Origin of the sequence: Micromonospora sp. NPDC093243 (assembly GCF_044753725.1) — a bacterium.
Lineage (GTDB): Bacteria > Actinomycetota > Actinomycetes > Mycobacteriales > Micromonosporaceae > Micromonospora.
In genome coordinates this window covers 92,566-113,900 of the sequence record NZ_JBIVNT010000006.1, presented here as the reverse complement: position 1 = coordinate 113,900, position 21,335 = coordinate 92,566, and the positions used below count along the sequence as shown (strand labels likewise).

General features: G+C 71.2%; 19 protein-coding genes. 4 read left to right on the top strand and 15 right to left on the bottom strand.

Going from position 1 to position 21,335, the window contains the following annotated elements:
- Window positions 1–192: 192 nt before the first annotated feature.
- On the top strand, window positions 193–2,349 hold the full coding sequence (locus ACIP9D_RS21255) for an FUSC family protein (protein ID WP_350873766.1): 2,157 nt from the start codon (window positions 193–195) through the stop codon (window positions 2,347–2,349).
- 14 nt (window positions 2,350–2,363) lie between these two features.
- On the opposite strand, the gene ACIP9D_RS21250 is transcribed toward ACIP9D_RS21255, so the two are convergent.
- The 8 genes from ACIP9D_RS21250 to ACIP9D_RS21215 form a co-directional block, all read right to left on the bottom strand.
- Window positions 2,364–2,927 (bottom strand): TetR/AcrR family transcriptional regulator, encoded by a 564-nt coding sequence (locus ACIP9D_RS21250; RefSeq protein WP_350873765.1) that lies wholly within the window; start codon window positions 2,925–2,927, stop codon window positions 2,364–2,366.
- On the bottom strand, window positions 2,917–3,384 hold the full coding sequence (locus ACIP9D_RS21245; protein WP_350873764.1) for an SRPBCC family protein: 468 nt from the start codon (window positions 3,382–3,384) through the stop codon (window positions 2,917–2,919). Before ACIP9D_RS21245 ends, ACIP9D_RS21250 begins: the two co-directional genes overlap by 11 nt.
- A 35-nt stretch (window positions 3,385–3,419) precedes the next feature.
- A complete protein-coding gene (locus ACIP9D_RS21240) occupies window positions 3,420–4,040 on the bottom strand; it encodes an L-threonylcarbamoyladenylate synthase (protein WP_350873763.1) in 621 nt (206 codons plus the stop codon).
- An 81-nt stretch (window positions 4,041–4,121) separates the two neighbouring features.
- Window positions 4,122–5,327: a hypothetical protein gene (locus ACIP9D_RS21235; RefSeq protein ID WP_350873762.1), complete on the bottom strand. Its 1,206-nt coding sequence runs from the start codon at window positions 5,325–5,327 to the stop codon at window positions 4,122–4,124.
- Window positions 5,324–6,295 (bottom strand): carbohydrate ABC transporter permease, encoded by a 972-nt coding sequence (locus tag ACIP9D_RS21230; RefSeq protein WP_350873761.1) that lies wholly within the window; start codon window positions 6,293–6,295, stop codon window positions 5,324–5,326. Before ACIP9D_RS21230 ends, ACIP9D_RS21235 begins: the two co-directional genes overlap by 4 nt.
- Window positions 6,292–7,158 (bottom strand): sugar ABC transporter permease, encoded by an 867-nt coding sequence (locus ACIP9D_RS21225; RefSeq protein ID WP_350873760.1) that lies wholly within the window; start codon window positions 7,156–7,158, stop codon window positions 6,292–6,294. Before ACIP9D_RS21225 ends, ACIP9D_RS21230 begins: the two co-directional genes overlap by 4 nt.
- A 169-nt stretch (window positions 7,159–7,327) precedes the next feature.
- A complete protein-coding gene (locus ACIP9D_RS21220; RefSeq protein ID WP_350873759.1) occupies window positions 7,328–8,650 on the bottom strand; it encodes a sugar ABC transporter substrate-binding protein in 1,323 nt (440 codons plus the stop codon).
- A gap of 151 nt (window positions 8,651–8,801) precedes the next feature.
- A complete protein-coding gene (locus tag ACIP9D_RS21215; protein WP_350873758.1) occupies window positions 8,802–9,680 on the bottom strand; it encodes an AraC family transcriptional regulator in 879 nt (292 codons plus the stop codon).
- Between the two features lie 91 nt (window positions 9,681–9,771).
- On the opposite strand from ACIP9D_RS21215, the gene ACIP9D_RS21210 reads away from it, so the two are divergent.
- Window positions 9,772–10,806 carry a LacI family DNA-binding transcriptional regulator gene (locus ACIP9D_RS21210; RefSeq protein ID WP_350873757.1) on the top strand — a complete coding sequence of 345 codons (1,035 nt, stop codon included), beginning with the start codon at window positions 9,772–9,774 and terminating at the stop codon, window positions 10,804–10,806.
- Window positions 10,807–10,848: 42 nt separating this feature from the next.
- On the opposite strand, the gene ACIP9D_RS21205 is transcribed toward ACIP9D_RS21210, so the two are convergent.
- The 5 genes from ACIP9D_RS21205 to ACIP9D_RS21185 form a co-directional block, all read right to left on the bottom strand.
- Window positions 10,849–11,796: a zinc-binding dehydrogenase gene (locus ACIP9D_RS21205; RefSeq protein WP_350873756.1), complete on the bottom strand. Its 948-nt coding sequence runs from the start codon at window positions 11,794–11,796 to the stop codon at window positions 10,849–10,851.
- Between the two features lie 49 nt (window positions 11,797–11,845).
- A complete protein-coding gene (locus ACIP9D_RS21200; protein WP_350873755.1) occupies window positions 11,846–13,978 on the bottom strand; it encodes a hypothetical protein in 2,133 nt (710 codons plus the stop codon).
- A 16-nt stretch (window positions 13,979–13,994) separates the two neighbouring features.
- On the bottom strand, window positions 13,995–14,915 hold the full coding sequence (locus ACIP9D_RS21195; RefSeq protein WP_350873754.1) for a sugar phosphate isomerase/epimerase: 921 nt from the start codon (window positions 14,913–14,915) through the stop codon (window positions 13,995–13,997).
- Window positions 14,912–15,646 carry a phytanoyl-CoA dioxygenase family protein gene (locus tag ACIP9D_RS21190; RefSeq protein ID WP_350873753.1) on the bottom strand — a complete coding sequence of 245 codons (735 nt, stop codon included), beginning with the start codon at window positions 15,644–15,646 and terminating at the stop codon, window positions 14,912–14,914. Before ACIP9D_RS21190 ends, ACIP9D_RS21195 begins: the two co-directional genes overlap by 4 nt.
- A 124-nt stretch (window positions 15,647–15,770) precedes the next feature.
- On the bottom strand, window positions 15,771–16,859 hold the full coding sequence (locus ACIP9D_RS21185) for a Gfo/Idh/MocA family oxidoreductase (RefSeq protein ID WP_350873752.1): 1,089 nt from the start codon (window positions 16,857–16,859) through the stop codon (window positions 15,771–15,773).
- 176 nt (window positions 16,860–17,035) lie between these two features.
- Between ACIP9D_RS21185 and ACIP9D_RS21180 the strand changes: the two genes are divergently transcribed.
- The gene (locus tag ACIP9D_RS21180) at window positions 17,036–18,235 is read left to right on the top strand and encodes an endo-1,4-beta-xylanase (protein WP_350873751.1); all 1,200 of its coding nucleotides are present in this window, start codon (window positions 17,036–17,038) and stop codon (window positions 18,233–18,235) included.
- Window positions 18,232–18,894, top strand: coding sequence for a ThuA domain-containing protein (locus tag ACIP9D_RS21175; RefSeq protein ID WP_350873750.1), 663 nt, complete (start codon window positions 18,232–18,234; stop codon window positions 18,892–18,894). Before ACIP9D_RS21180 ends, ACIP9D_RS21175 begins: the two co-directional genes overlap by 4 nt.
- 13 nt (window positions 18,895–18,907) lie before the next feature.
- On the opposite strand, the gene ACIP9D_RS21170 is transcribed toward ACIP9D_RS21175, so the two are convergent.
- On the bottom strand, window positions 18,908–19,903 hold the full coding sequence (locus tag ACIP9D_RS21170; protein ID WP_350873749.1) for a nucleoside hydrolase: 996 nt from the start codon (window positions 19,901–19,903) through the stop codon (window positions 18,908–18,910).
- Window positions 19,904–20,019: 116 nt separating this feature from the next.
- Window positions 20,020–21,291 (bottom strand): GDSL-type esterase/lipase family protein, encoded by a 1,272-nt coding sequence (locus ACIP9D_RS21165; protein ID WP_350873748.1) that lies wholly within the window; start codon window positions 21,289–21,291, stop codon window positions 20,020–20,022.
- Window positions 21,292–21,335 lie beyond the last annotated feature (44 nt).

Sequence of the window (21,335 nt, the reverse complement as noted above, 5' to 3'; positions counted from 1 at the left end):
GAGGTCTGGTGACTGCCACCGTAGATCGACCTCTCCCGCCGGGTGCCGGAAGCGCCGACGACCTACCCGGTCGACACCTCCGGCCCACTCCGACCGGCACCGATTCGTCCCGAAACCCACCGGTCCGCGCAGGGCCGGTGGAGAATGGACGGCCGGGGATGAGATGCGTGCGACGAACCCGGGAGACCAGGCGTGCTCGGAACCAGCCTCCTGGGCCGGCTTCGCCACCGCGACCCGGGGTACGCCGCCCTACGGCGCGCGGCCCGACTGACGCTGGTCGCCTCGACCGTCTTCTACGCCTGCCGATACGGCGCCGGCGATCCACTCCTGGCCACGTACGCGCTGTTCGGCACGGTCGCCGCCGGGATGTTCGCGCAGCTGCCCGGCCCGGCGCCGCAGCGGGCCCGGATCCTGCTCACCACGCTGCCGGCGGCCTGGGTGCTGGTCGCCGCGGGCACGCTGCTGGCCTGGAACACCTGGGCGGCCGCCGGCGGGATGCTGGTCATCGGCTTCGCCGTGGCGTTCGGCGGGGTGGGTGGCCCGCGTCTGGTCGGGCTGGGCAGCGCGTTCCAGCTCTTCTACATCCTGGCGTCGTTTCCCCCGTTCCAGCCGGGCACCCTGCCGCAGCGGCTGGGTGGCGTGACGCTCGGCATCGCGCTGCTCGCCGCCGCCGAGGTGGTGCTCTGGCCCGACCCGGTGCCGATCTCCTACCGACAGCGGCTCGTCTACGCGGCGGACCGCGTCGCGGCGTTCCTCGACGCCACGGCCGACGCGCTGGCCGAATCCACCGGCGACCGGCGCGAGTGCGACGCGCGGCACGACCGGGCGTCCGAGGCGGTCGCCCGGCTGGCGCTGAGGGAGTTTCCGCCCACCGAGGCGCCGACCGCCGCAGATGCCCGTGACCGGGCGCTGCGGATCGCCGGGGCGGCATTGCGCGAGGTGTTCGTCAAGGCGGGCCGGCTGGCGTCGGATGCCCCGCCGGAACCGATCCCGGACCTGGCGGCAGCACGGCTGTTGCGCTCGTGCGCCGACACCGCCCGCGCCGCCGGCGCCGGTCTGCTTCCGGGTACGCAGGCGGTGGCCCTTGACGATCTGGACACCGCGATCGGGCGGGCCGAGGCGGCGTACCCCACCAGCCCGGACGTGCGGGGCGAGGGCCTGCACGTGCCCCGGCTGTGCCGGGACGCGACCGCGCTGGCCCTCGCCGACCAGGTACGGGTCTTCGCCGTCGCCACCCGGGTGGCGACCCGGGCCCGGTCCGACGACGCCGACCTCGGGCTGTTCGAGTACGTGCGGCACGGGCCGTGGACGCTGTACTCGCGGCAGTTCCGGTCCCATCTGACGCCCCGTTCCGCCTATCTGCACAGCGCGTTGCGACTGGCCGTGGCGCTGGCCGCCGCCCGGGTGGTCGCCGGGACCTTGCAGCTCACCCACGGGTTCTGGGTGCTCCTGGCGACTCTCACCGTGCTGCGGACCTCTGCCGCGGACACCCGCACCGCGCTGCGGCCGGCGGTGGTCGGCACGATCGTCGGAGCCGCCGGCAGCGGCCTGTTGATGTTCCTGATCGACAGTCCGATCGTCTACGCCGCGGTCCTGCCGGCGATCATGCTGCTGGCCTTCGGCGCCGGTCGCCTGCTCGGCCCGGCCTGGGCGCAGGCCATGTTCACGCTGCTGCTCACATTCGTCTTCGCCCAACTCGCTCCCGAGGGGTGGCGGCTCGCGGAGGTCCGCCTGGTGGACGTCCTGCTCGGCGGGGTGATCGGCGTGCTCGCCGGAGTGGCGATGTGGCCGCGCGGCGCGAGCCGCGACCTGCGGCGTAACGCTGCCCGCTACCTCGTGTACAGCGGGGACGCGGTCGAGCAGACCGTCGAGGCGGTGCTCGGCGGGGGGCGACCGGATCGGGCCGTCGACCGGGTCAACCGGAGCATGACCCTCGCCGACGCGTCCTACTGCCAGTACCACGCCGAGCGGCACGCCCCACCGGGCCGTGACATGGACTGGGAGGCGGCACTGAACGCCGGCCACCACGTGGTCGAGGGGGCCGAGTCGTTGTTGCGGCGCAACCCGCCCGGCTGCCTGGCCGGCTGGCCGGGGGCGGCGGCGCAGCTGCAGAGCGCTGCCGGGCAGTTGCGCTCGGCGTTCCACGAGGTCGCCGACGACCTCGCGGGCCGGCGGACACCGACACCGGCTCCTGTCGCCACCAGCTGCGCGGACGAACTCGACCGGATCCGTCCGTTGCTGGACGAGCCCGGCTCCCGGGCCGAGCTGCGGCATCTGGTGGAGGTCGACCTGTGGCTCACCGACCTCGCCGACAGCCTCGCCCGGATCCGACCACCCGCCGGGAGGTAGCGACGGCCGGGGGGTCAGTCGACCCGCGGCGCGGTGATGAGCTGCGCGAACAGCTCGGCGGCGGCGTCGAGGAGCTCCCGGTCGCCGGTGATGAGCAGATCCAGCAGCAGGCCGCGGGTCGCGGCCAGGCCGAGGCGGGCCCGGCGGCGGGCCTCGGCCGGGTCGAAGCCGAGCTGGACGAACAGCTCCTCGACGGGCCCGGTCCAGGCGGCGATGACCGAGGCACGGAACGGCTCCGTCCACGACCGCTCATAGAGCGCCTGGGCGTAGATCTCGAAGAAGAGCCGCTCCGCCGGTGCCAACGCCGGGTCGGCGAGACGCTGCCAGAACTGCCGGCTCACCGCCACCGGGTCGTCGTCTCCGGCGGCGAGCGAGACGAGCGCGGCGCGCTGCTCGGTCTCGACGAGCCGGACCACCTCGGCGAGCAGGCCCTCCCGGCTGCCGAAGTGGTAGATCAGCATCCGGTGGCTGGTGCCGGCGCCGGAGGCGATCTCCCGCAGGCTGAGCTGACCGAACCCGGCCTGCTTCAGGAAGGTGACGCACCGGTCGAGCAGCGCCGCCCGGGCGTCACCGGCCACCGGTGGATGCCGCCCCGTCGCCGGCCGCCGGCGGCGCGTCCGTCTCGGCTGCCGCCTTGAGCCCGGCCGCCTCCATCCGCATGTACCGGCGGGTCTTCGCTGCGGTCAGCAGGGCGACCAGCCGGGCGAGCGCCCCGGTCTGCCGGATGCCGAGGCTGATCCGGGTGGTCCCGTCCGCCTCGGCGTGCAGGATGTGCTGGGCGATCGTGCGCACGCCGGGAGCGGTCGCCGCCCAGGCGAAGGAGACGCCCGGCTGCACGTCGCAGACCCGCCAGACCGTCGTCGGCAGGCCGGGCTGGCGGATCCGGAACCGGTGGCCCACGGTGAGCGCCGCACCGTCGAGGGGCTCCACCGACGACATCGACGCGGTCCACCGCGGATACGTCGTCACGTCCGCCAGGGCGGCCCAGGCCCGATCGAGGCCGGCGGAGGTGGTGATGGTCTCCGCGTAATCCATGTACCAGATGGTACATGGATTACGACGAATGCGGCTTACTCGAAGCGGGACGGGTCACCGGCCCCGCGGCGCAGGATCACCGGCTCGTCCTCGGACAGGTCGACCACGGTCGTCGGCTCCTTGCCGCCGTCGCCGTCGTCGATGACCGCGTCCAGGACGTGATCCAACCGCTCCTTGATCTCCCACCCCTGGGTCATCGGCTCCTCGTCGCCCGGCAGGATCAGGGTGCTCGACACCAGCGGCTCGCCCAGCTCGGCCAGGAGCGCCTGGGTGACCACGTGGTCGGGGACGCGCACGCCGACCGTGCGCTTCTTGGGATGCATCAGCCGGCGCGGCACCTCCTTGGTGGCCGGCAGGATGAAGGTGTAGCTGCCCGGCGTGCTCGCCTTCACCAGTCGGAAGACCGAGTTGCTGACGTGCACGAGTTGACCGAGCTGGGCGAAGTCCTGGCACACCAGGGTGAAGTGGTGCCGCTCGTCCAGGCGGCGGATCTCCCGGATCCGGTCCAGGCCGTCCCGGTTGCCGAGCTGACAACCGAACGCGTAACACGAGTCGGTGGGGTAGGCGACCAGTCCGCCGTCCCGGATCAGGTCGACCACCTGACGCAGGACGCGGGGCTGCGGATTGTCCGGGTGCACGTCGAAGTACCTCGCCATACGCCGAGACTAGTGCGGCCCGGAGGACGATCGCCCACCCGGACCGCGAACCCTGGCCGCCCCGGGTCGACCGCGCCGGTGCTAACTCGGGTAGCGCGGGATGATCGGGGTGTCGTTGATGTCCGGACCGAAGAACTTGAACACCACCAGGTCGGTGTCGCCGGTGTTCTCCACCAGGTGCGGCGCAGTCGCGGCGGCATGGCTGACCAGCAGCTCGTCGGACTCGGCGTCGCCGGCTCGGACGTCGTGGCCGCAGTACCGCCCGGCACCCGACCAGACCAGGATCGAGTACACGCCGCGTTCGGTCGTCGAATGGCTCGCCCCGGCCGGGACGACGAGCTTCTTCCCGGAGAACTTCGTCGTGTTGTAGAAGATCCACCATTCCCGCCCGCCAGCCGGCTCGCCGGCGTCGACCGGCCGGGGCGTCAGGTGGTTGTGCTCGTAGAAGAACGGGTCGCCGTTCAGCTCCCACTCCACGAAGCCCAGCGGAAAACGCTCCGCATGCTCGCGCCGGTCCTCGGGACGAACGTCCTTGAAGAGCAGGTCCTTGGAGATGATCCGGCCGGCGTTGAGGGCCTGGAACATGGCGAAGACGTCCGAGTCCTCCTGGAGCTCCACGGTCAGCGCCGTTCCCGGCGCGTGCAGCACCCCCGACGGGACCTGGAATCCGTCATCGGGCACCTGCAACTCGGCCCGCGCGTGGCGCAGGATCAGGTCACTGTCCCAGTCGACGAGGTACGGCAGCAGCACCTCGTAGGAACGCTCCCGGGCGATCCACGGGTGCACGCCGAAGAACGTCTCCGGATGCGGGCCGGTGTCGACACCGGCCGGGAAGTAGTACGCCTCGTCCTTCGACCGGCGTCCGACCAGTTCGGCGAAGCGTTGCGGCGGATGGACGTGGTACGGGATGCGGGCGCCGTAGTCGAGCAGCTTCGCCAGGCGGCCCAGACCCTGCGGGTGGGTCGCCGCGTACGCCTCGCCCATGACGGCCGCGGGGTCGGCGTCGATCGCCTCCCGCAGGGTCAACCGCGGTCGCCCTGTGGCGTCGACGAGGTGGCTCAGCCCCTCGTCGGGCGGGCCGACACGGTTGTCGGCCCGGGTGGTCGAACCCAGCCACCGCTCGCAGAGGTAGCCCCGCTCGCCGAGGTCGTACGCGTCCTCGGGCAGGCCGAGCCGCCGGCCGGGCGGCACCAGGTCGCGCGCGACGAACGCCGGCGCGAGGCGCAGCACTCCCCCGCCCTCGTTCAGCAGCTCCTCGACCAGCTGCCGAGGCCCGCCGCCGGTCATCCCTTGAGCCCGCTCATCGAGATGCCCTGGATGAACCGGCGCTGGAACACCAGGAACGCGACGATCATGGGAAGCGTGGCGACGACCGAGCCGGCCATCAGCAGGTTCCAGGACGTCCGATTCTTGACCACGAACAATGCTAGGCCGAGCGGTGCCGTGTACTTGTCGGAGCTGGAAATGACGATGAGCGGCCAGAGGAAATCTTCCCACGCGTAGGTGAAGGTGAAGATCGCCGTGGCGGCGAGCGCGGGGGTACAGAGCGGCAGCACCACTCGCCAGAACACCCGGAACTCCCCGGCGCCGTCGATCCGGGCGGCGTCCAGCAGCTCGTCCGGGATCGACATCATGTACTGGCGGAGCAGGAAGATGCCGAACGCGCTGACCGCTCCCGGCAGGATCAGCCCCCAGTACGAGTCGAGCCATCCGTGACCGCCGTTGCCGAGCACGTCGTTGCCGCCGAAGAACGGGATGTGCTTGAGGACCAGGTAGTTCGGGATCAGCGTCACCTGCGGCGGCACCATCATGGTTGCCAGGAAGATCAGGAAGATGATGTCGCGCCCGGGGAAGCGACGCTTGGCGAACGTGTAGGCGGCCAGCGCGTTGAAGAACAGCTGGAGCACCGTCACCGAGCCGGCGACGAAGGCGCTGTTCAGGAACCACCGCCAGGCGCCCTCGCTGCCCTGCGCGTGCTCGCCGGCCTCGCCGATGCCGAAGAAGCCCTTGTAGCCGTCGAGCGTCGGGTCTTTCGGGATCCACTGCGGCGGCCAGGAGAAGATGTCGCCCATGTGCTGGAACGAGGCGCTGACCAGCCAGGCGAACGGCGCGACGAAGAGGATCGCGCCGGGCACCAGGATGGCGTAACAGGTGGCGAGCCAGAGTCGCCGGGGCAGCTTCGAGCGGCGGGACGGTGCCGGTGCCGGCGGTGGGGTCGCGGGGGCTCGGGTGAGGGTTCCGCGGGACTCGGTCACAGGTCCGCCTTTCGATACAGCCTCAGCTGGAACGCGGTGAACACCAGCAGGAGTACGAACAGGCCGTAGGCGAGCGTGCTGGCGTACCCCATCTCGTAGAACTTGAAGGCTGCCTCGTAGATGTAGTAGACCATCGTGGTGGTCCGGTTGACCGGGCCGCCGCTGGTCATGACGTAGATCTGGGTGAAGACCTGGAACGAGCCGATGATGCCCATCACCGTGAGGAACAGCGTCGACGGCGAGAGCATCGGCAGGGTGACGTAGCGGAACCGGGCCCACGCGCCGGCGCCGTCGATCCGCGCCGACTCGTAGAGCTGCTCCGGAATGGCCTGCAGCGCCGCGAGGTAGACCACCATCGAGAAGCCCAGGCTCGCCCACACGCTCATCAGCACCACGGCTGGCATCGCCAGGTCCTTGTTCGACAACCACACCAGCGGCTCGCTGATCAGGTGGGTCTTGAGCAAGTAGAAGTTGATCAACCCGAAGTCGCCGTTGTAGAGCCACTTCCAGACGATGGCCGAGACCACGAACGGCGTGACGTTCGGCAGGAAGTAGAGCGTCCGCAGCAGTCCCCGGCCACGGATCGGCTGGTTGAGCAGCAGGGCGATGCCGAGCCCGGCGGCCATGCCCAGCGGCACCGAGGCGCCGGTGAAGTAGGCCGTGTTGATGATCGACCGGCGGAAGTCCTCGTCCTGGACCATGTCCCGGTAGTTCTGCAGGCCGACGAACGGCTTCTCGGGCTCCAGGATGTTCCACTCACGGAAGGTGAGGTAGAACGCGAAGAGCAGGGCGAACACCGTGAAGACCGAGAACAGGATCAGGCCGGGGGCGAGGAAGCCGTACGCCGACCGTTCGCGCCACATCAGCCGAGCCGTCCTGCGTACGCCGCGGCGAGCGGGTCGGCCGCCCCGGCGCTCGCGCGGACCGCGGCGCCGGGTCTCGTCTCCCCCGCCCGGGGGCGGGGACGTCGTCACCGCGGTCATCCCGTCACCACCGCCCTACCTGCCTTCCGTGCCGGCCCGTTCCCCCGGGTCACCTGATGATCTTCTCGGCCTCGGCCGCCGCGTTGTCGAGAGCCTGGGCCGCGGTCTGCTCGCCGTAGATCGCCTTGGCCAGCTGCTCGTTGAGGGCTTCTTCGATCTTGGGCCAGTCCGGATTGGCGACCACGTTGCTGACCCCGCACTTCATGGCCTCCGCGAAGCCCTTCAGCACCGGCTTGGTGGTCACCAGGTCCGGCGAGTCCAGCAGGCTGTTGATCGGCGGCAGCAGGGTGCCGTCCTTGGACTTGTAGGTCCAAAATGCGACGTTGTCAGGCTTGGAGAGGAACTCGATGAACTTCCACGCGGCGTCGGACTTCTTGCTCTGGCTGAAGATGACCAGCGCGTCGCCGGCGATCGTCGTTCCGCAGCCCGCCGAGCCCTGCGGGAGCGGGGCGGTGGCCCACTTGCCGTTGATGGCGGGGAACTCGTCGGTGAGCGTTCCGGCGAACCAGGATCCCGCGACGTACATACCGACCTGGCCGTTGGCGAACGACTGCCGGCCGTCGTACGAGTTGGAGTTGAGGTAGTCCTTCGGCGCGTACCTGGCCATGTTCACGTAGAACTCGGCGGCCTTCTTTGCGTCGGCGTTGTTGAACAGCACCTCCTTGCCGTCGTCGGAGAGCAGCTTCCCGCCGGCCTGCCAGAGCCAGGGGTACCAGTAGTACGCGCCCTCGGGCGAGCTGGTGAACATGGCGTGCCCGTAGGTCCGCTTCGCCGGGTCGGTCAGCGCCCGCGCCGCCGCCTCGTACTGCTCCCAGGTGGTGGGCGGGCTGGTCAGGCCGGCGGCGGAGAACAGGTCGGTGCGGTAGTACAACGCGGTCGACTCGCCGTCGAACGGCAGCCCGTACATGCTCTTCTCGAAGGTGGTGAAGGTCTTGAAGGCGGGCACGTAGGCGTCGGCCTTCACGATGTCGCTGCGGCCGATGTAATTGTCGAGGTTGACCAGCGCCTTGCGGGAGGCGAAGGCGGCCACCGTGCTGGCGTCGATGTAGGCGACGTCCGGCGGGTTGCCGCCGGCCACCTGGGCGGTCAGCTTCTCGTTCGCCTCCTCGGCGGGCACGTTCTGCACCTCGACCTTGATGTTCGGGTGCTCGGTCTCGAACTGCTGGATCAGGGTCTTCATCTCCGGGATCTCGGCGACCCAGGAGGCGAACGAGATGCTCACCGGCGCGGTGGGCTCGGGGACCGGGCCCTCTCCGGCACCCTGGTCGTTCGACGAGGATCCCCCGGTCGAGCAGCCGGTCAGCGCCAACACGACGGCCGTCGTCGCCGCCACCACCATCGCCAGAGAACCACGGGACGCGCGATGCTTCATCGGATCAGCCCCCAATGTCGTTGCCGGCCGGTGATGCGTGGATCACACTTCGAAGGGCCGGTGCAAAACGTTTGGCATGATGCGGCTAGGGTCTGCCGCCCGCCCCGGGCTTGTCAAGAGATCACGGATAACGAACGCAACAGACCCGTAATCAGTTGTTCTTCTGCGTCCGGTCGGTGAGGGCGTTGTCGCCCAGGGTGCGCTCAGCCGAGGGCGGCTGGCCGAAACGGCGCCGGTACGCCCGGCCGAAGTGCGACGGGCTGTTGAAGCCGGCGGCGTGGCAGATCTCGGTGACCCCGAGCGTGGTCGAGGCGAGCAGTGACCGCGCGAACCGCAGCCGCCGGTTCTGCAGGTAGCTCTGGAAGGACACGCCGACCAGGCGGCTGAAGCGCTCGCTCAGGTAGTTCGGCGACAGATGCACGTGCGCCGCGACCTCGGCCAGCGTCAGCGGCTCGCGGAAGTGCCGCTCGACGTACTGGACGGCACGTCGGATGTCGACGGCCGCGTCCTGCGGCGCGGGCGCACGCGGTTCGCCGTCCAGGGCCGGGATCGCGCACCGCCGGGCCATCTCGATGAGGATGCAACCGAGCACGGCGTCGGCCACCGCCGGCGCGCCGGGCCGGCGGCCCTCGGACTCCCGCCACAGCCGATCGAAGTCGCCGCCGAGGTCGGCGCAGTCGTCGGCCAGCCAGGGAGACCCGGTCACCGCCGCCGGGCCCGGTCCCATCGCCTCCAGCCACCGCTCGACCACCCGCGGGTCGATGACGACGTTGTAGCAGGTCAGCGGCGCTTCCGAGGTGGGGCGCAGCTCGTGGAAGTCGGTGGGCGTCAGCAGGAAGGCGGCACCCGGACCGAGCGCCCGGGGCACGCCGTTGACCACATGCCGGGCGGCGCCCTCGATGACGTACCCGAGCTCGTAGTAGTCGTGCCAGTGCGCCGGCACGTCCCGCAGCAGCGGGCGCATCACCCGCAACCCGGCCTCGCCCGCTACCAGGCCGTCGATCATGTACCGGTCGAGGAGCCGCGTCATCCGACCTCCCGCGACGATCTCCGGGGTGAAAACGTTTTGCTACCGTACGAAGCCGAGCTGCGGTGGTCAACGGCGGGAAAGGGCGAAGTCGATGTCCGACAAGCGGTCACCAGCACCGGCGCCCGACGAGAACCGGGTGACGCTGGTGCAGGTGGCGAAGCTCGCCGGGGTCAGCCCGACCACCGTGTCCCACGTGCTCTCCGGCAAGCGCTGGGTCGCCGAGGCCACCCAGGAGACCGTCCGCAGCGTGATCCGGGAACTCGGCTACCGACCCAACAACGTCGCCCGCAGCCTGCGGACCCGGCGGTCCCGGATGGTCGCCGTCGTCGTACCCGACATCACCAACACGTTCTACGCCGTGCTCACCCGCGGGCTCGCCGACGCGGTGGACGGCGCCGGATACGGCACCTACGTCTGCAACACCGACGGCAACCCGGAACGCGAGGACGCCTTCCTCGCCGACGTGCTCGACCGCGGCGCGGACGGCGTGGTGATGGCCGCCGGCCGCACCGCCGCGCAGCCACGGACCGGCCCCGCCGGGCCAGGGCTGCCCGCCGTCCGGGTGGGCGGCTCCCGCGACGACGAGCCGCACGCCGACCTGGTGATGCCGGACGACACCGTCGGTTCGCACGCCGCCGTCAGCCACCTGATCCGGCGCGGTGCGCGCCGCATCGCGATCATCGAGGGACCGCTGCCCGCCGGGTCGGCCCGCGAGGAGGGCTACCGGCAGGCGCTCGCGGAGAACGGGCTCCCGGTGGAGCCGGAGCTGATGGTGCACGGCGACTGGACGCGCCCGGGTGGCCGGCGCGCGATGCACCTGCTGATGTCGGCACCCGAGCGCCGCCCCGACGCGGTGTTCTGCGCCAACGACCTGACCGCCATCGGCGCCATCGACGCGGTGCACGAGCTGCGGCTGCGAGTGCCGGACGACATCGCCATCGTCGGGTTCGACGACGTCGACGCGGCCACGATCGTGAACCCTCCCCTCACCACGGTCCGCAACCCGGCCTACGACATCGGCCGCACGGCCGGGGAGCTGTTGCTGAGCCGGATGGCCGGCACGTACGACGGCGAGAGCCGCAAGGTCGTCCTGCCCTGCCCGCTGGTGGTCCGCGAGTCCGCGTGAGGGCTACGCCGGGCCCGGCCGGTCGAGCGGCGCCCGCGTCGCTCAACCGAAGGTGACCGTCGCCTTCACGAAACCGGCCGGCTTGTCGCGGGCGGCACGGAACGCGGCGTCGATCTGCTCCAGCGGGAAGCGGTGCGTCACCAGCGTGCGCAGCGACAGCACATCCGAGGCGAGGAGGCGCATGCCCACCGTCATCCCCCGCATGATGGTGTCCAGGTCGCGGTAGTGCGCGTTGATGATGGCGAACGCCATCCAGTTCCAGTACGCCAGGTTGATGCTGCGCGCCGCGCCCTGATGGAAGCCGACCAGCACGATCTTCCCGCTCATCCGGGTCACGTCACCGACCGCGTCCAGCGCGGCCTGCCCACCCGTGCACTCGAACGTCACGTCCGCACCCCGCCCGCCGGTCAGCTCGCCGACCACCTCGGCCAGTGACTCGCTGCGGACGTCCACCACCCGGGTCGCACCGAGGGCGGTGGCCCGCTCCAGCGCGTCGGGCCGGGTGTCGGCCACGACGAGATGCCGCACCCCGCGCAGCCGCACCAGCTTCTGCACGAGGTTGCCCATGAACCCCGCGCCGATCAGCACCACGTCGTCGCCGAGCCGGACGTCGGCCTCCTCCACCGCGTTGACCGCACACGCGAGCGGCTCCGCCAGGGCCTCGTCGAGCGGCATGTCGCCGGCCGGGCGGCAGTGTGCGGCCTTGACGGCGACGTACTCGGCGAAGCCGTGGGAGGTCACCCACGCGCCGACGGGATCGCCGAGCGCCAACGACTGGACCTCCGCACCGACCGCGGCGACCGTGCCGCTCACCTCGTGCCCGAGGTGGCGGGGATAGTCCGGCGACTGGGCGCCGGTGAACGCCGGAAGCTCCGACGTGCACACCCCGCAGGCCGCCACCCGCAGCAGCACCTCGTCCGGCGCGATCTCGGGCGGCGGTACCTCGGCGATCTCGAAGCGCTCCGGCGCGGTCAGCACCGCGATCCTCATCCCGCCCCACCTTCCGCTCGGTGCCGCCGGATCGGCGGGACTGACCTGCTCATGATGCCTGCGCGTCGGGCCGCGCCGGGTCGCCGGAGAAGACCACGACGGCGTACGGGCCGAGCGAGTCCAGCGTCACCACGTGATGTTCCCCGTCGACCCGCACGTCGAGCGCCGTCGCCTTGCCGTCGCAGCTGTGCACGGCGGCCTCCGGTCGGCGCTCGGGCAGCCGGACCCGCAGGTCGAGCCCGGGAACGGGGCGTACCTCGTCGTCGCCCGGCCGGTAGTCGTAGTTGACGAGATGGACGGCGACCGAGCCGTCGGCCAGTTCGGCCGTGTTGGCGGCGACGGCGGCCGTGCCGCCGACGGCGGCGAGGGCGATCTGGCGGCCCTGCGGCAGCAGCGCCGACAGGTCGGCCGGTTCCGACTCGGCCATGCCCCGGTGCCCGGTCAGCGCGCTCCGCTCGTCGTCGGTGAGGTTCTCTCCCAGCGCACCGGTGCGCACCACCTGGCCACCGCCGTCCAGGTAGCCCCGCAGCGCCGCGACCTGGGCCGACGTCAGGTAGGTACACGCGGGCAGCAGCACCGTGCGGTAGCGCCGCAGGTCCTCGGCCGTGATCCGGTCGGCGGCAGTCCGCGCGTCGGGGAAGATGACCACGTCGAAGGGCACCGCGCTCCCGGCGAGCGCCTCGGTGACCTGCCGGTACGGCACCCGCACGCTCTCGTCGCGGGCGTTGCGCAGGTTGTCCCCGACGTCCTGGCGGGCGACCAGTTCCCGGTTGCTCTCCACGCTGTAGGCGACCGCGACCTCGTTGCCGCTGCGCCGCTCGAACAGCCGCTCGTTGTCGGCGAGGAACGCCTGCACCTCCGCGGCGACCTCGTGCGGTGGGTAGAATGCGTCCTGGATGGTCGCGCCCATCCACGCGCCGTACGGCACCGCCATGTTGGCGCCGAACGCCGCCGCCTCGTAGCACGACAACCGCAGCAGGTCGTGCCCCTTGCCGGCACGGAGCAGCTCGACGAGTTCCGGCACCACCCCGCCGTACGGGTTCTCCACCACGATGACGTCCTTGTCGCCGGCGAACCCGGCCACGTAGCGGTACCACTCCGGCTGGCGGTAGGTGGTGTTGCGCATCTCGGTGACGATGACGTCCACGTCGTCGGCCAGGCCCAGGTACTGCGGATCCATGTTGAAGAAGTTGCCGGAGACCAACACCTCCCGCCCCTTCGAGCGGGCGTAGTCGCGGGCGTGCGTGGCCAGCTCGCCGAAGTGACGCCGGATCGCGTCGCACTGGAACCGGTAGTACTCGCTGTAGAGCGGCGTCGAGTCGTGCCGGCCCTTGAAGTCGTAGCCCCGTTCGAGCAACCACGCCCCGTAGTGGAAGGTGTCCAGGTCGACGCCGGCGAGGTGCGGGCTGCGTTCGCTCTCCGGCAGCGCCCTGAGGTAGGCGCGGAAGCCCTTCATGCAGTCCTTGCAGAAGCAGCCGCCGTACTGCAGGGAACCCAGCGGCAGCTCCGTCTCGTCCAGCTGCACACCGTCGACGCCCGCGTCGATCTGCAGGCGGATGACCGCCTTGAGGTACTCGCGCCAGACCGGGTTGTTGCGATCCATGTAGAAGCACTGGTGCTCGCGGTCGGGGCACTCGACCCAGCGCGCGTGCAGCGCCGTCTGGTGGATGTCGCGGGCGCAGCACTCCTCGATCAGGTCGACGACCGGTTCGCCATCGCTGTTGACCAGGCCGCCGGGAAAGTAGTGCTCGAACGGTTTCCACAGCTTCGGGTACCGGTTCCGGGTGAACTCCCGCAGCCCTATCCAGTCGCGGTGTCCGACTCCGCGCAGCTCGTTGAGCGCGAGGACCTCGTCCTCCTCGGCGTTGAGCTCCACCGGGAACTCCCAGCCCTGCGCCTCGAACACGATCCCGAAGACTTTGATGCCGCGCTGCTGGGCGGCGGCGATGAACTCGCTGTCGTTGACGAAGCCGTAGAAGCGGGCCCGGGCATCGATCGCGCCGAAGGCCTCCTGTTCCAGGTAGGGCAGCGAGATCGAGCCACCACCGAGCGAGGCCCAGACGAGGGTGGTCGCGCGGTAGTCGACGAGGTCGTCGATCATTCGCAGCCGCCGCGGCGGCAGGCTCGGGTGGTAGCAGTGCTGCCGCGGGAACCAGGCGTCGAAGTAGACACCACGTTGCATGCTCGGGCTCCTTGTCTCACGCGACGATCAGCGGGCCGAGGGTGCGCTCGGCGATGACCAGGCCCTGCCGGACCTTCTCGGGAGACCCGGACCAGACCGGGTCCTCGTGCTCCACGGAGACGAAGCCGTCGTACCCGCCCTCGTAGAGCACGTCGACCAGCCGGCGCCAGTCCACCTCGCCCAGGCCGGGAACCCGGTAGCGCCACCAGCCGCTGGCCCACGGCGACTCCCGCCCGATCAGCTGGCCGAAGACCCCGAACCGATCCCGCGCGCGGGGGTCGACCTGTGCGTCCTTGGCCTGCACGTGCTGGACCAGGTCGAGGTTCTCGGTCAACGCCACCACCGGGTCGATGCCAAGCCAGACCAGGTGCGACGGGTCGAAGTTCAGGTGGAAGCCCAAACCCGCCAGCCAGCGCCACAGCTCCGGCGAGTACGCGAGGTTCGCCGGATAGCCGTCGGGATGCCAGCCCTCCATCGGGCAGTTCTCGACCACCAGCCGCACCCCCCGGTCCCGGGCGTACTCGACGAGCGGGGGCAGGACCTGCTCGGCCAGGCGCAGGTTCTCGGTCACCGACCGGGTGACGTCGCGGCCGATGAAGGTGCCGACGTGCTCGCAACCCAACAGCGCGGCGGCGTCGACGCACGCCCGCAGATGCCGGTGGATCCGCTCCCGGGTCGCCGGGTCGGCGTGCAGGTTGTTCTCGTAGTACGCCACCGCCGAGAGGGTGAGGTGGTGGCCGTCGAGCAGGTCGCGCACGCGACTCGCGGCGGTCTCGTCGAAGCCGTCCACGTCGAGGTGGCTCGCCTCCCACGGGCGTCCGGGGTCCCGCGGCCAGGCGGCCACCTCCAGACCCTGGTAGCCGTGGGCCGCCGCCCACCCGGCGATCTCGTCGAGGGACTCGCCGGGCAGGCAGGCGGTCAGCAGCCCGAGCTTCACCGCGGGTCCGGCTGGTAGGTGTTGCCGGCGCTGTCACGTCCGCGGGCGAGCCAGATCTTCCACCCGTCGTTGGCCGGGACCGGGAGCACCTTCACCGAGGCCGGGAAGTAGCGCATGGTGTAGCCGGTCCGGCGGATGTCGCTGGTGTTCGGCTCCGCGCCGTGGATGATCCGCCCGTCGTGCAGCGAGCACTGCCCGCGTTCCAGCTCGAAGTAGACCGCCCGGCTCTCGTCCACCCCCGGGATCTCGGCGTGGAAGGTCTGCTTCGACTTGTCCGTCGGCACGTACTCGGAGAAGCCGTTGTCGTGCGTGCCGGGGATGACCCGCATGCAGCCGTTGCCGCGGTTGCTCGGTCCGAGCGCCAGCCAGACGGTGACGATCCGGTCGTACTCGCTGAGCCGGCCGTTCCAGTAGGCGCTGTCCTCGTGCCAGGGGGTGGCCCGACCCACCTTCGGGTCCTTGGAGATGAAGTGGCTGGTCCAGAGCGCGATGTCCGGACCGACCAGCGGCTCGACCAGGTCGAGGACCTCGTCGGAGAGCAGGAGGTCCAGCAGCCGCGGGTCGCGGAAGTGCGGCGTGTCCAGCTCGTCGGAGAGCTTGTCGCCCTTGTCGGCGAGGTGTTCGTCGAAGATCTGCTCAAGGGTGTCGAGCTTCGCCGGCGAGAAGATCTGCGCCCGATGGAGGTGGTAGCCGTTCGTCCGGTAGAAGTCGATGGCCTGTTGGTCCAGCACCGGTGCACCTCCTGTTGCCGTGGCCGCCGCGACGTGGCGACATCGTGGGCTCGACGCTAGTTGCGGGCCTGCCGGAGGGGCGGCACCTATCTCCGGCGGGACTCGACGGATCTTCCGGTCTGTCTCAGACCCGGGCTTCGGTGTCGGCGGGCATCACCCGGATCAGCTCGGCGAACAGGTCGAGATCCTCGAGGAAGTCCTCCGGACCGGTCTTCGGCCGGCCGCCCTCGACGACCATCCGGTGGAAGTACTCCAGCTCGTGGGTGTACGGGTCCTTCAGGTGCGGGCGGGAGACGATCCGGTGCAGGCCGTCGCCCCGGGTCTCCTCGCTGATCAACACGGTCGGCAGGTGCCGGATGTACGGGGTGTCGTACTGCACCCGCATGGTGGCGTGCTCGCCGTACACCTCGATGTGCGCGTCGAAGCGCAACTGCTCGTCCACTCCGGTCTCGTAGGTGACCATGAAGTCGTCGTACTCCAGCAGCGCGGTGATGAACCGGCCGTCGCGCCACTGCCGGGCGGCGACCACGCCGCGCGGGGGGCCGAGCAGTTCGCGCATCGCGGAGAGGTCGTGGCTGCCCAGACCGCAGAGCAGCCGGTAGGCGCCGGCCAGGACGTCCGGCACGTCGCCCAGCGCGTCCGCGACCAACGCGCGCCCCTTGGCCCAGCGCGCTTCGACCGCCGAGCGGGGTAGGTCGGACGGCCGGTCGACGAGGATCGTCTGGTCGATCATCAGCTGGTTGCGGCCGATGATGTCGTGCACCCGCGCGTAGTTGAGCCGGCCGAGGGCGCCGATCTGCTGGGTGGCCTCGACGAACGCCGGTGCGAAGCGCCGCATGTAGCCGACCATGACGGTGGCTCCGGAGCGGTCCCGCGCCTCGATGACGGCCTGCGCCTCGCGGGGGCTCAGGCAGAGCGGCTTCTCCACCAGCACGTGCACCCCGCGGTCGAGCGCGGCGATCGCCGCCTCCGCGTGGTACTCGTCGCTGTTGAGCACGAGCACGCAGTCGAGCTTGTTCTCGTCGAGCATGGCGGTGTAGTCCGCGTAGCGGCGCTCGACGCCGTAGCCGCCGCCGACCCGCTGCAGCAGGCCCGGGGAGAGGTCGCAGACGGCGGTCACCTGGTAGAGATCGGAGAGCGACCGCAGGGCCGGGAGGTGTACCACCTGCGCCACCTCACCCAGCCCGATGATGCCCATGGAAAGCCGGCTCATGGCGGAACCCCCTCATGCAAAACGTTTGGCAGCGGGTCGCCGGCAGCCTAACCGCCGCAAAACGCGAGAGGCAACCATGTCTTGTCCGGGCGTGACCGCGGGTCGTACCCTGCTCAGCAGCGACATGGCAAAACGTTTTGCAATTTCGCGGCACGTCAATCGAAGGAGGCGGCACCATGAGTGACGTCCATCCCGTGTCCCGCCGGTCCCTGCTGCTCGGCGCGGCCGGCCTGGCCACCGCCGGCGCCCTGGGCGTCCCCCGGGCGGCGGGCGCGGCACCCGCCGGGAGCGGCCCGCTGGGCACGGCCGGCGCCCAGCGCCCCCCACTGTGGAAGCTGGCCCGACCGAACGGCCTCGCCTTCGGCACCTCGGCGGCCACCTGGCAGCTGACCGACACCCCCTACCGGCAGCTGGTCAGCCGTGAGGCGGGCCTGCTCTTCACCGAGGACGACCTGCTCTGGTACCGGCTGAAGCCGACGCCGGAGGCAGAGCTCGACTTCACCTACGCCGACCAGATCATCTCCTACGCCGAGGCGCAGCAGATGGCCGTGTTCGGCGCCCACCTCGTCTGGGACGAGGGCTTCGGCGACGGGTGGAGTGAGGAAGACCTGTGGGGCATGGGCGAGCAGGAGGCCCGCGACGTGCTCTTCGGCACGGTCGAGGCGGTCGTTCGCCGCTACCGGGGCCGGGTCGGCACCTGGAGTGTGGCCAACGAGGTCACCAGCCCGGAAGGCCAGCGCGGCTACCGCACGGACGTGCCGTGGTGGGAGCCGCTCGGGCGCTCGTACGTGGCCGAGTCGTTCCACGTCGCGCACGCCGCCGACCCGAAGGCGGTGCTCGTACTCAACGAGTTCGGGTTCGAGACCGTCAACGAGTGGGGTGACGAACCCGGGCCCCGGCGGCGCGCCACCCTGCAGGTCATCGACGACCTGCTCCGCGACGACGTGCCGGTGCACGCCCTGGGCGTGCAGGCGCACCTGCTCGCCGACCAGTTCGCCGACCGGTTCGACGCGCGGGCCTACCTGAACTGGTTCTCCCAGGTCGCCGACCGCGGCCTGGACATCCTCATCACCGAGTTGGACGTGCTCGACGACGGCCTGCCGGCCGACATCACCACCCGGGACGCCGCCGTCGCCGACGTCTACCGCCGCTACCTCGACGTGGCGCTCTCGCACCGGTCCGTCAAGGCGGTGATGGCCTTCGGCCTCTCCGACCGCTACACCTGGCTCGAAGAGGACTATCCGCGCGAGGACGGTGCCCCGCGCCGGCCGCTCGCCTTCGACGACGAGCTGGCGCCGAAGCCCGCCTACCGGGCGATCGCCAACAAGCTCAGCCAGGCGCCCCGACGCTCGCCCCTGCGGAGCCTGCTGCCGTGACCGCCGAGCGCCACGTCCTCGTCGTGCGGGGCGGCTGGGAGGGGCACCAGCCGGCCGAGACCACCGACAGCTTCCTGCCCTTCCTGCGGGCCAACGGCTTCACCGTCGAGGTGAGCGACGACCTCGCCGTCTACGCGGACGCCGGGCGGCTCGCCCGCACCGACCTCGTCGTGCAGTGCTGGACGATGGGCACCGCCACCGAGGAGCAGATCGCCGGACTCGTCGCGGCGGTGCGGGGCGGTACCGGGTTCGCCGGCTGGCACGGGGGGATCGTCGACTCGTTCCGTGCCTCGACGCCCTACCTGCAGCTGACGGGCGGCCAGTTCGCCGAACATCCCGGCGGTTTCGTGGACCACGAGATCGAGGTGGTGCCCGAGCGCGCGGACCACCCGATCGTCCGTGGGCTGCACCGGTGGACCCAGCGCACCGAGCAGTACTGGATGCTGACCGACGCGGGAAACGACGTCCTCGCCACCACCCGCTTCCCGGCGACAGCCGACACGCCCTGGCGGCAGGACGTGGTGTCTCCGGCGGTCTGGACCCGGCAGTGGGGGCTCGGCCGGGTCTTCGTCTCCACGATCGGGCACCAGCTGGAGGATCTCGACCGCCCCGAGGTGCGCGGGTTGACCGAGCGCGGCCTGCTCTGGGCCAGCCGGTAGCCGACCTGGACGGTCAGGACGGACGGGTCACCGGTGGGTCGTTCCGCCGGTGACCCGTCCGCACCGAGGGCGCGGCGGCGTCGACGACGGCGAAGTAGTGGTCGAGGAAGGCCTCCGGCCGCACGTCGACCGCGACCTGGTGCGGGCCCGCGCTGCCGGCACCGGGCTGCCGTTGCGCCGGATCGGTCGGTATCGCGTCCGGCCCGGCCGGGTCATCCGGCCGCCAGGTGGTGACGCCGGAGGCCGGCCCACCGTTCCGGTCGACGACCACCTGACCGGCGGCGAACGAACAGAGCGAGGGGTCGAAGATGCTCGCCGCGGCCAGCGGGTCGTGGAACGTGACCTCCGGCCGGTCGGCGAACCACGACGCGGCCATGTCGGCGACCGGCCGCAGCAGCGACCCGGTGCAACGCCGCAGGAACGCGTCGGCGTCCATCTGGACCCGGGTCGTGACGTCGAGACCGATCGAGCGGTGCACCGCGACCGGTGCGGCGTAGACGCGGGCGGCCGCGTGGGGATCACAGTGGATGTTCCACTCGGGCCCCGCCACGGTGGTGAACGCCCCACCCATGATGACCAGCGACCGCAGCAGCGCGGGGATCTGCGGGTCCACGGCGAACAGCAGCGCGACGTTCGTCAGCGGGCCGATCGCCAGCAGCGTGACCTCGCCCGGATGCTCGCGGATGGTCCGGCGCAGGAACTCCACCGCCTGACCGGCGGGGAAAGACGTCTCGTGCTGCCACCGGGCCAGCGCGGCCGCCTGGGGCGGTGGCCCCTGCACCGGCGGGCTGGCCAACGGCTCCGCGGCCCCGGGGAAGATCGGCACCCGGCGACCGGCGGCATGACAGAGCACGCTGGCAAGGCTCGCGCGGCGCTCCGGTTCGGCGGTGACCGTGGTGATCCCCAGCAGCTCACAGCGGGGCTGCGCCAACAGATAGGCGAGACACACGGCATCGTCGATGTCGTTGCCGATGTCGGTGTCCAGCAGGACGAGGGTTCGGCTGTCCATGGTTGATCCATTATCCGGGAGGTGTGGCCGGACGCCAGCGATGTTCGGCTCATCTTCCTTGCGGGGCGCACCGGTGTGCCGGCGCCACGGATCGCGGGCCGGCACACCGGCGCCGGTCACACCCCGGCGGTGATCGGAGCGAGCCCGAAGACGCTCAGCGGGATCGACTCGCCGAGCACCCGGTCGCCCGCCGCGTTCGGGTGGTAGCAGTCGTAGCGCCACGGGCCGTGGATGACGGTCGGATCGTCCGGGTCCTTCAGCACCGCGTCGAAGTCGAGCACCGAGTCGAAGACGCCCGAGGTGCGGATCCAGCGGTTCACCGCGAGCCGGGTCTGCTCCTGGACGCTGCCGGCCGGGTTGCACATCGGCAGGATCGTCGCACCGATGATCTTGTGCCCGGCGGCGTGCACCCGGGCGGCGATGTCCCGCATCGCGCCGATCACCTGCTCCGGTGGCGCCGACGGGGCGTTCGCGCCACCGCCGATGTCGTTCGTGCCCTCCAGCAGGATCACGTACTCCACCCCCGGCAGGGACAGCACGTCGCGCTCCAACCGCAGCGGCGCCGGCGGTCCGCAGCACTGGCCGGTCGGGTCGTACGGGTTGGGCTGGACGCTTACCGTGTTGCCGCTGATGCCGGCGTTGGCCACCGAGAGCTGCCGCCCGGGCGGCAGCGTGTTGATCCGTTGGGCGAGCACGTCGGTCCACCGCGCTCCCCCGCCGACCGCCTGGTAGCCGTCGGTGATGGAGTCGCCGAGCGCGACGATGGTGCCGCGGGCCGGCGACCGTCCGGCGACCGCGTCCACCCACCAGAGCGTGCCGGGGCGGAACGCGCCGTACGCCCGCCCGGTCGTGTCGACGGTCGCGTCACCGGGCCCCACCGACAGGAACGAGCCGGGGGTGTCGGTCTCCGGTGGCGGGAAGCTGTGGTCGTTGACCGGCCCTCCCGGCGCGTAGACGCTGACCGCCACGTGGTCACCGGCGCGGACGTTCAGCCCGACCGGATCCGACCAGACGCTCGTGCCCGGGGCGACGGTGACGCCGCGGGCCCCACGGAAGGTCAGCGACCGCACCGACCGGGGCAGCAGCGCGGGGTCGTCCACGCTCGTCTGCAGACCGACGGACGCCGCCCGGACGCGGAGCGCGGTCGCGCCGAACGGGTTGCCGAGCCGGACCCGCAGGTGCTGGCCCGTGGCGGTCACGGTGAGGACGTTACGGACGGTCGCGTCGGGCGAGGTGCCGTGGACCCCCTGCAACGCCGACTCGGTCAGCGTCACCTCGCCGGGTCGGGGGCCGCTCGGCGGTCCCGCCCCGGCCGGGGTGGCCGGCGCGACGAGCCCGGCCAGGACGAGGACAGCGGCCGCCGCCGCCCTGATGACGGGTCTGATCATGGCTCCTCCAGTCGTGACGGCCGGGCCGCCGGGCGACGCCCCGG

Coding starts and splice junctions, on each gene's coding strand:
- ACIP9D_RS21245 (WP_350873764.1), bottom strand. CDS start 3,384: ATGGATTACGCGGAGACCATCACCACCTCCGCCGGCCTCGATCGGGCC.
- ACIP9D_RS21240 (WP_350873763.1), bottom strand. CDS start 4,040: ATGGCGAGGTACTTCGACGTGCACCCGGACAATCCGCAGCCCCGCGTC.
- ACIP9D_RS21235 (WP_350873762.1), bottom strand. CDS start 5,327: ATGACCGGCGGCGGGCCTCGGCAGCTGGTCGAGGAGCTGCTGAACGAG.
- ACIP9D_RS21225 (WP_350873760.1), bottom strand. CDS start 7,158: ATGTGGCGCGAACGGTCGGCGTACGGCTTCCTCGCCCCCGGCCTGATC.
- ACIP9D_RS21220 (WP_350873759.1), bottom strand. CDS start 8,650: ATGAAGCATCGCGCGTCCCGTGGTTCTCTGGCGATGGTGGTGGCGGCG.
- ACIP9D_RS21215 (WP_350873758.1), bottom strand. CDS start 9,680: ATGACGCGGCTCCTCGACCGGTACATGATCGACGGCCTGGTAGCGGGC.
- ACIP9D_RS21210 (WP_350873757.1), top strand. CDS start 9,772: ATGTCCGACAAGCGGTCACCAGCACCGGCGCCCGACGAGAACCGGGTG.
- ACIP9D_RS21205 (WP_350873756.1), bottom strand. CDS start 11,796: ATGAGGATCGCGGTGCTGACCGCGCCGGAGCGCTTCGAGATCGCCGAG.
- ACIP9D_RS21200 (WP_350873755.1), bottom strand. CDS start 13,978: ATGCAACGTGGTGTCTACTTCGACGCCTGGTTCCCGCGGCAGCACTGC.
- ACIP9D_RS21185 (WP_350873752.1), bottom strand. CDS start 16,859: ATGAGCCGGCTTTCCATGGGCATCATCGGGCTGGGTGAGGTGGCGCAG.
- ACIP9D_RS21180 (WP_350873751.1), top strand. CDS start 17,036: ATGAGTGACGTCCATCCCGTGTCCCGCCGGTCCCTGCTGCTCGGCGCG.
- ACIP9D_RS21170 (WP_350873749.1), bottom strand. CDS start 19,903: ATGGACAGCCGAACCCTCGTCCTGCTGGACACCGACATCGGCAACGAC.
- ACIP9D_RS21165 (WP_350873748.1), bottom strand. CDS start 21,291: ATGATCAGACCCGTCATCAGGGCGGCGGCGGCCGCTGTCCTCGTCCTG.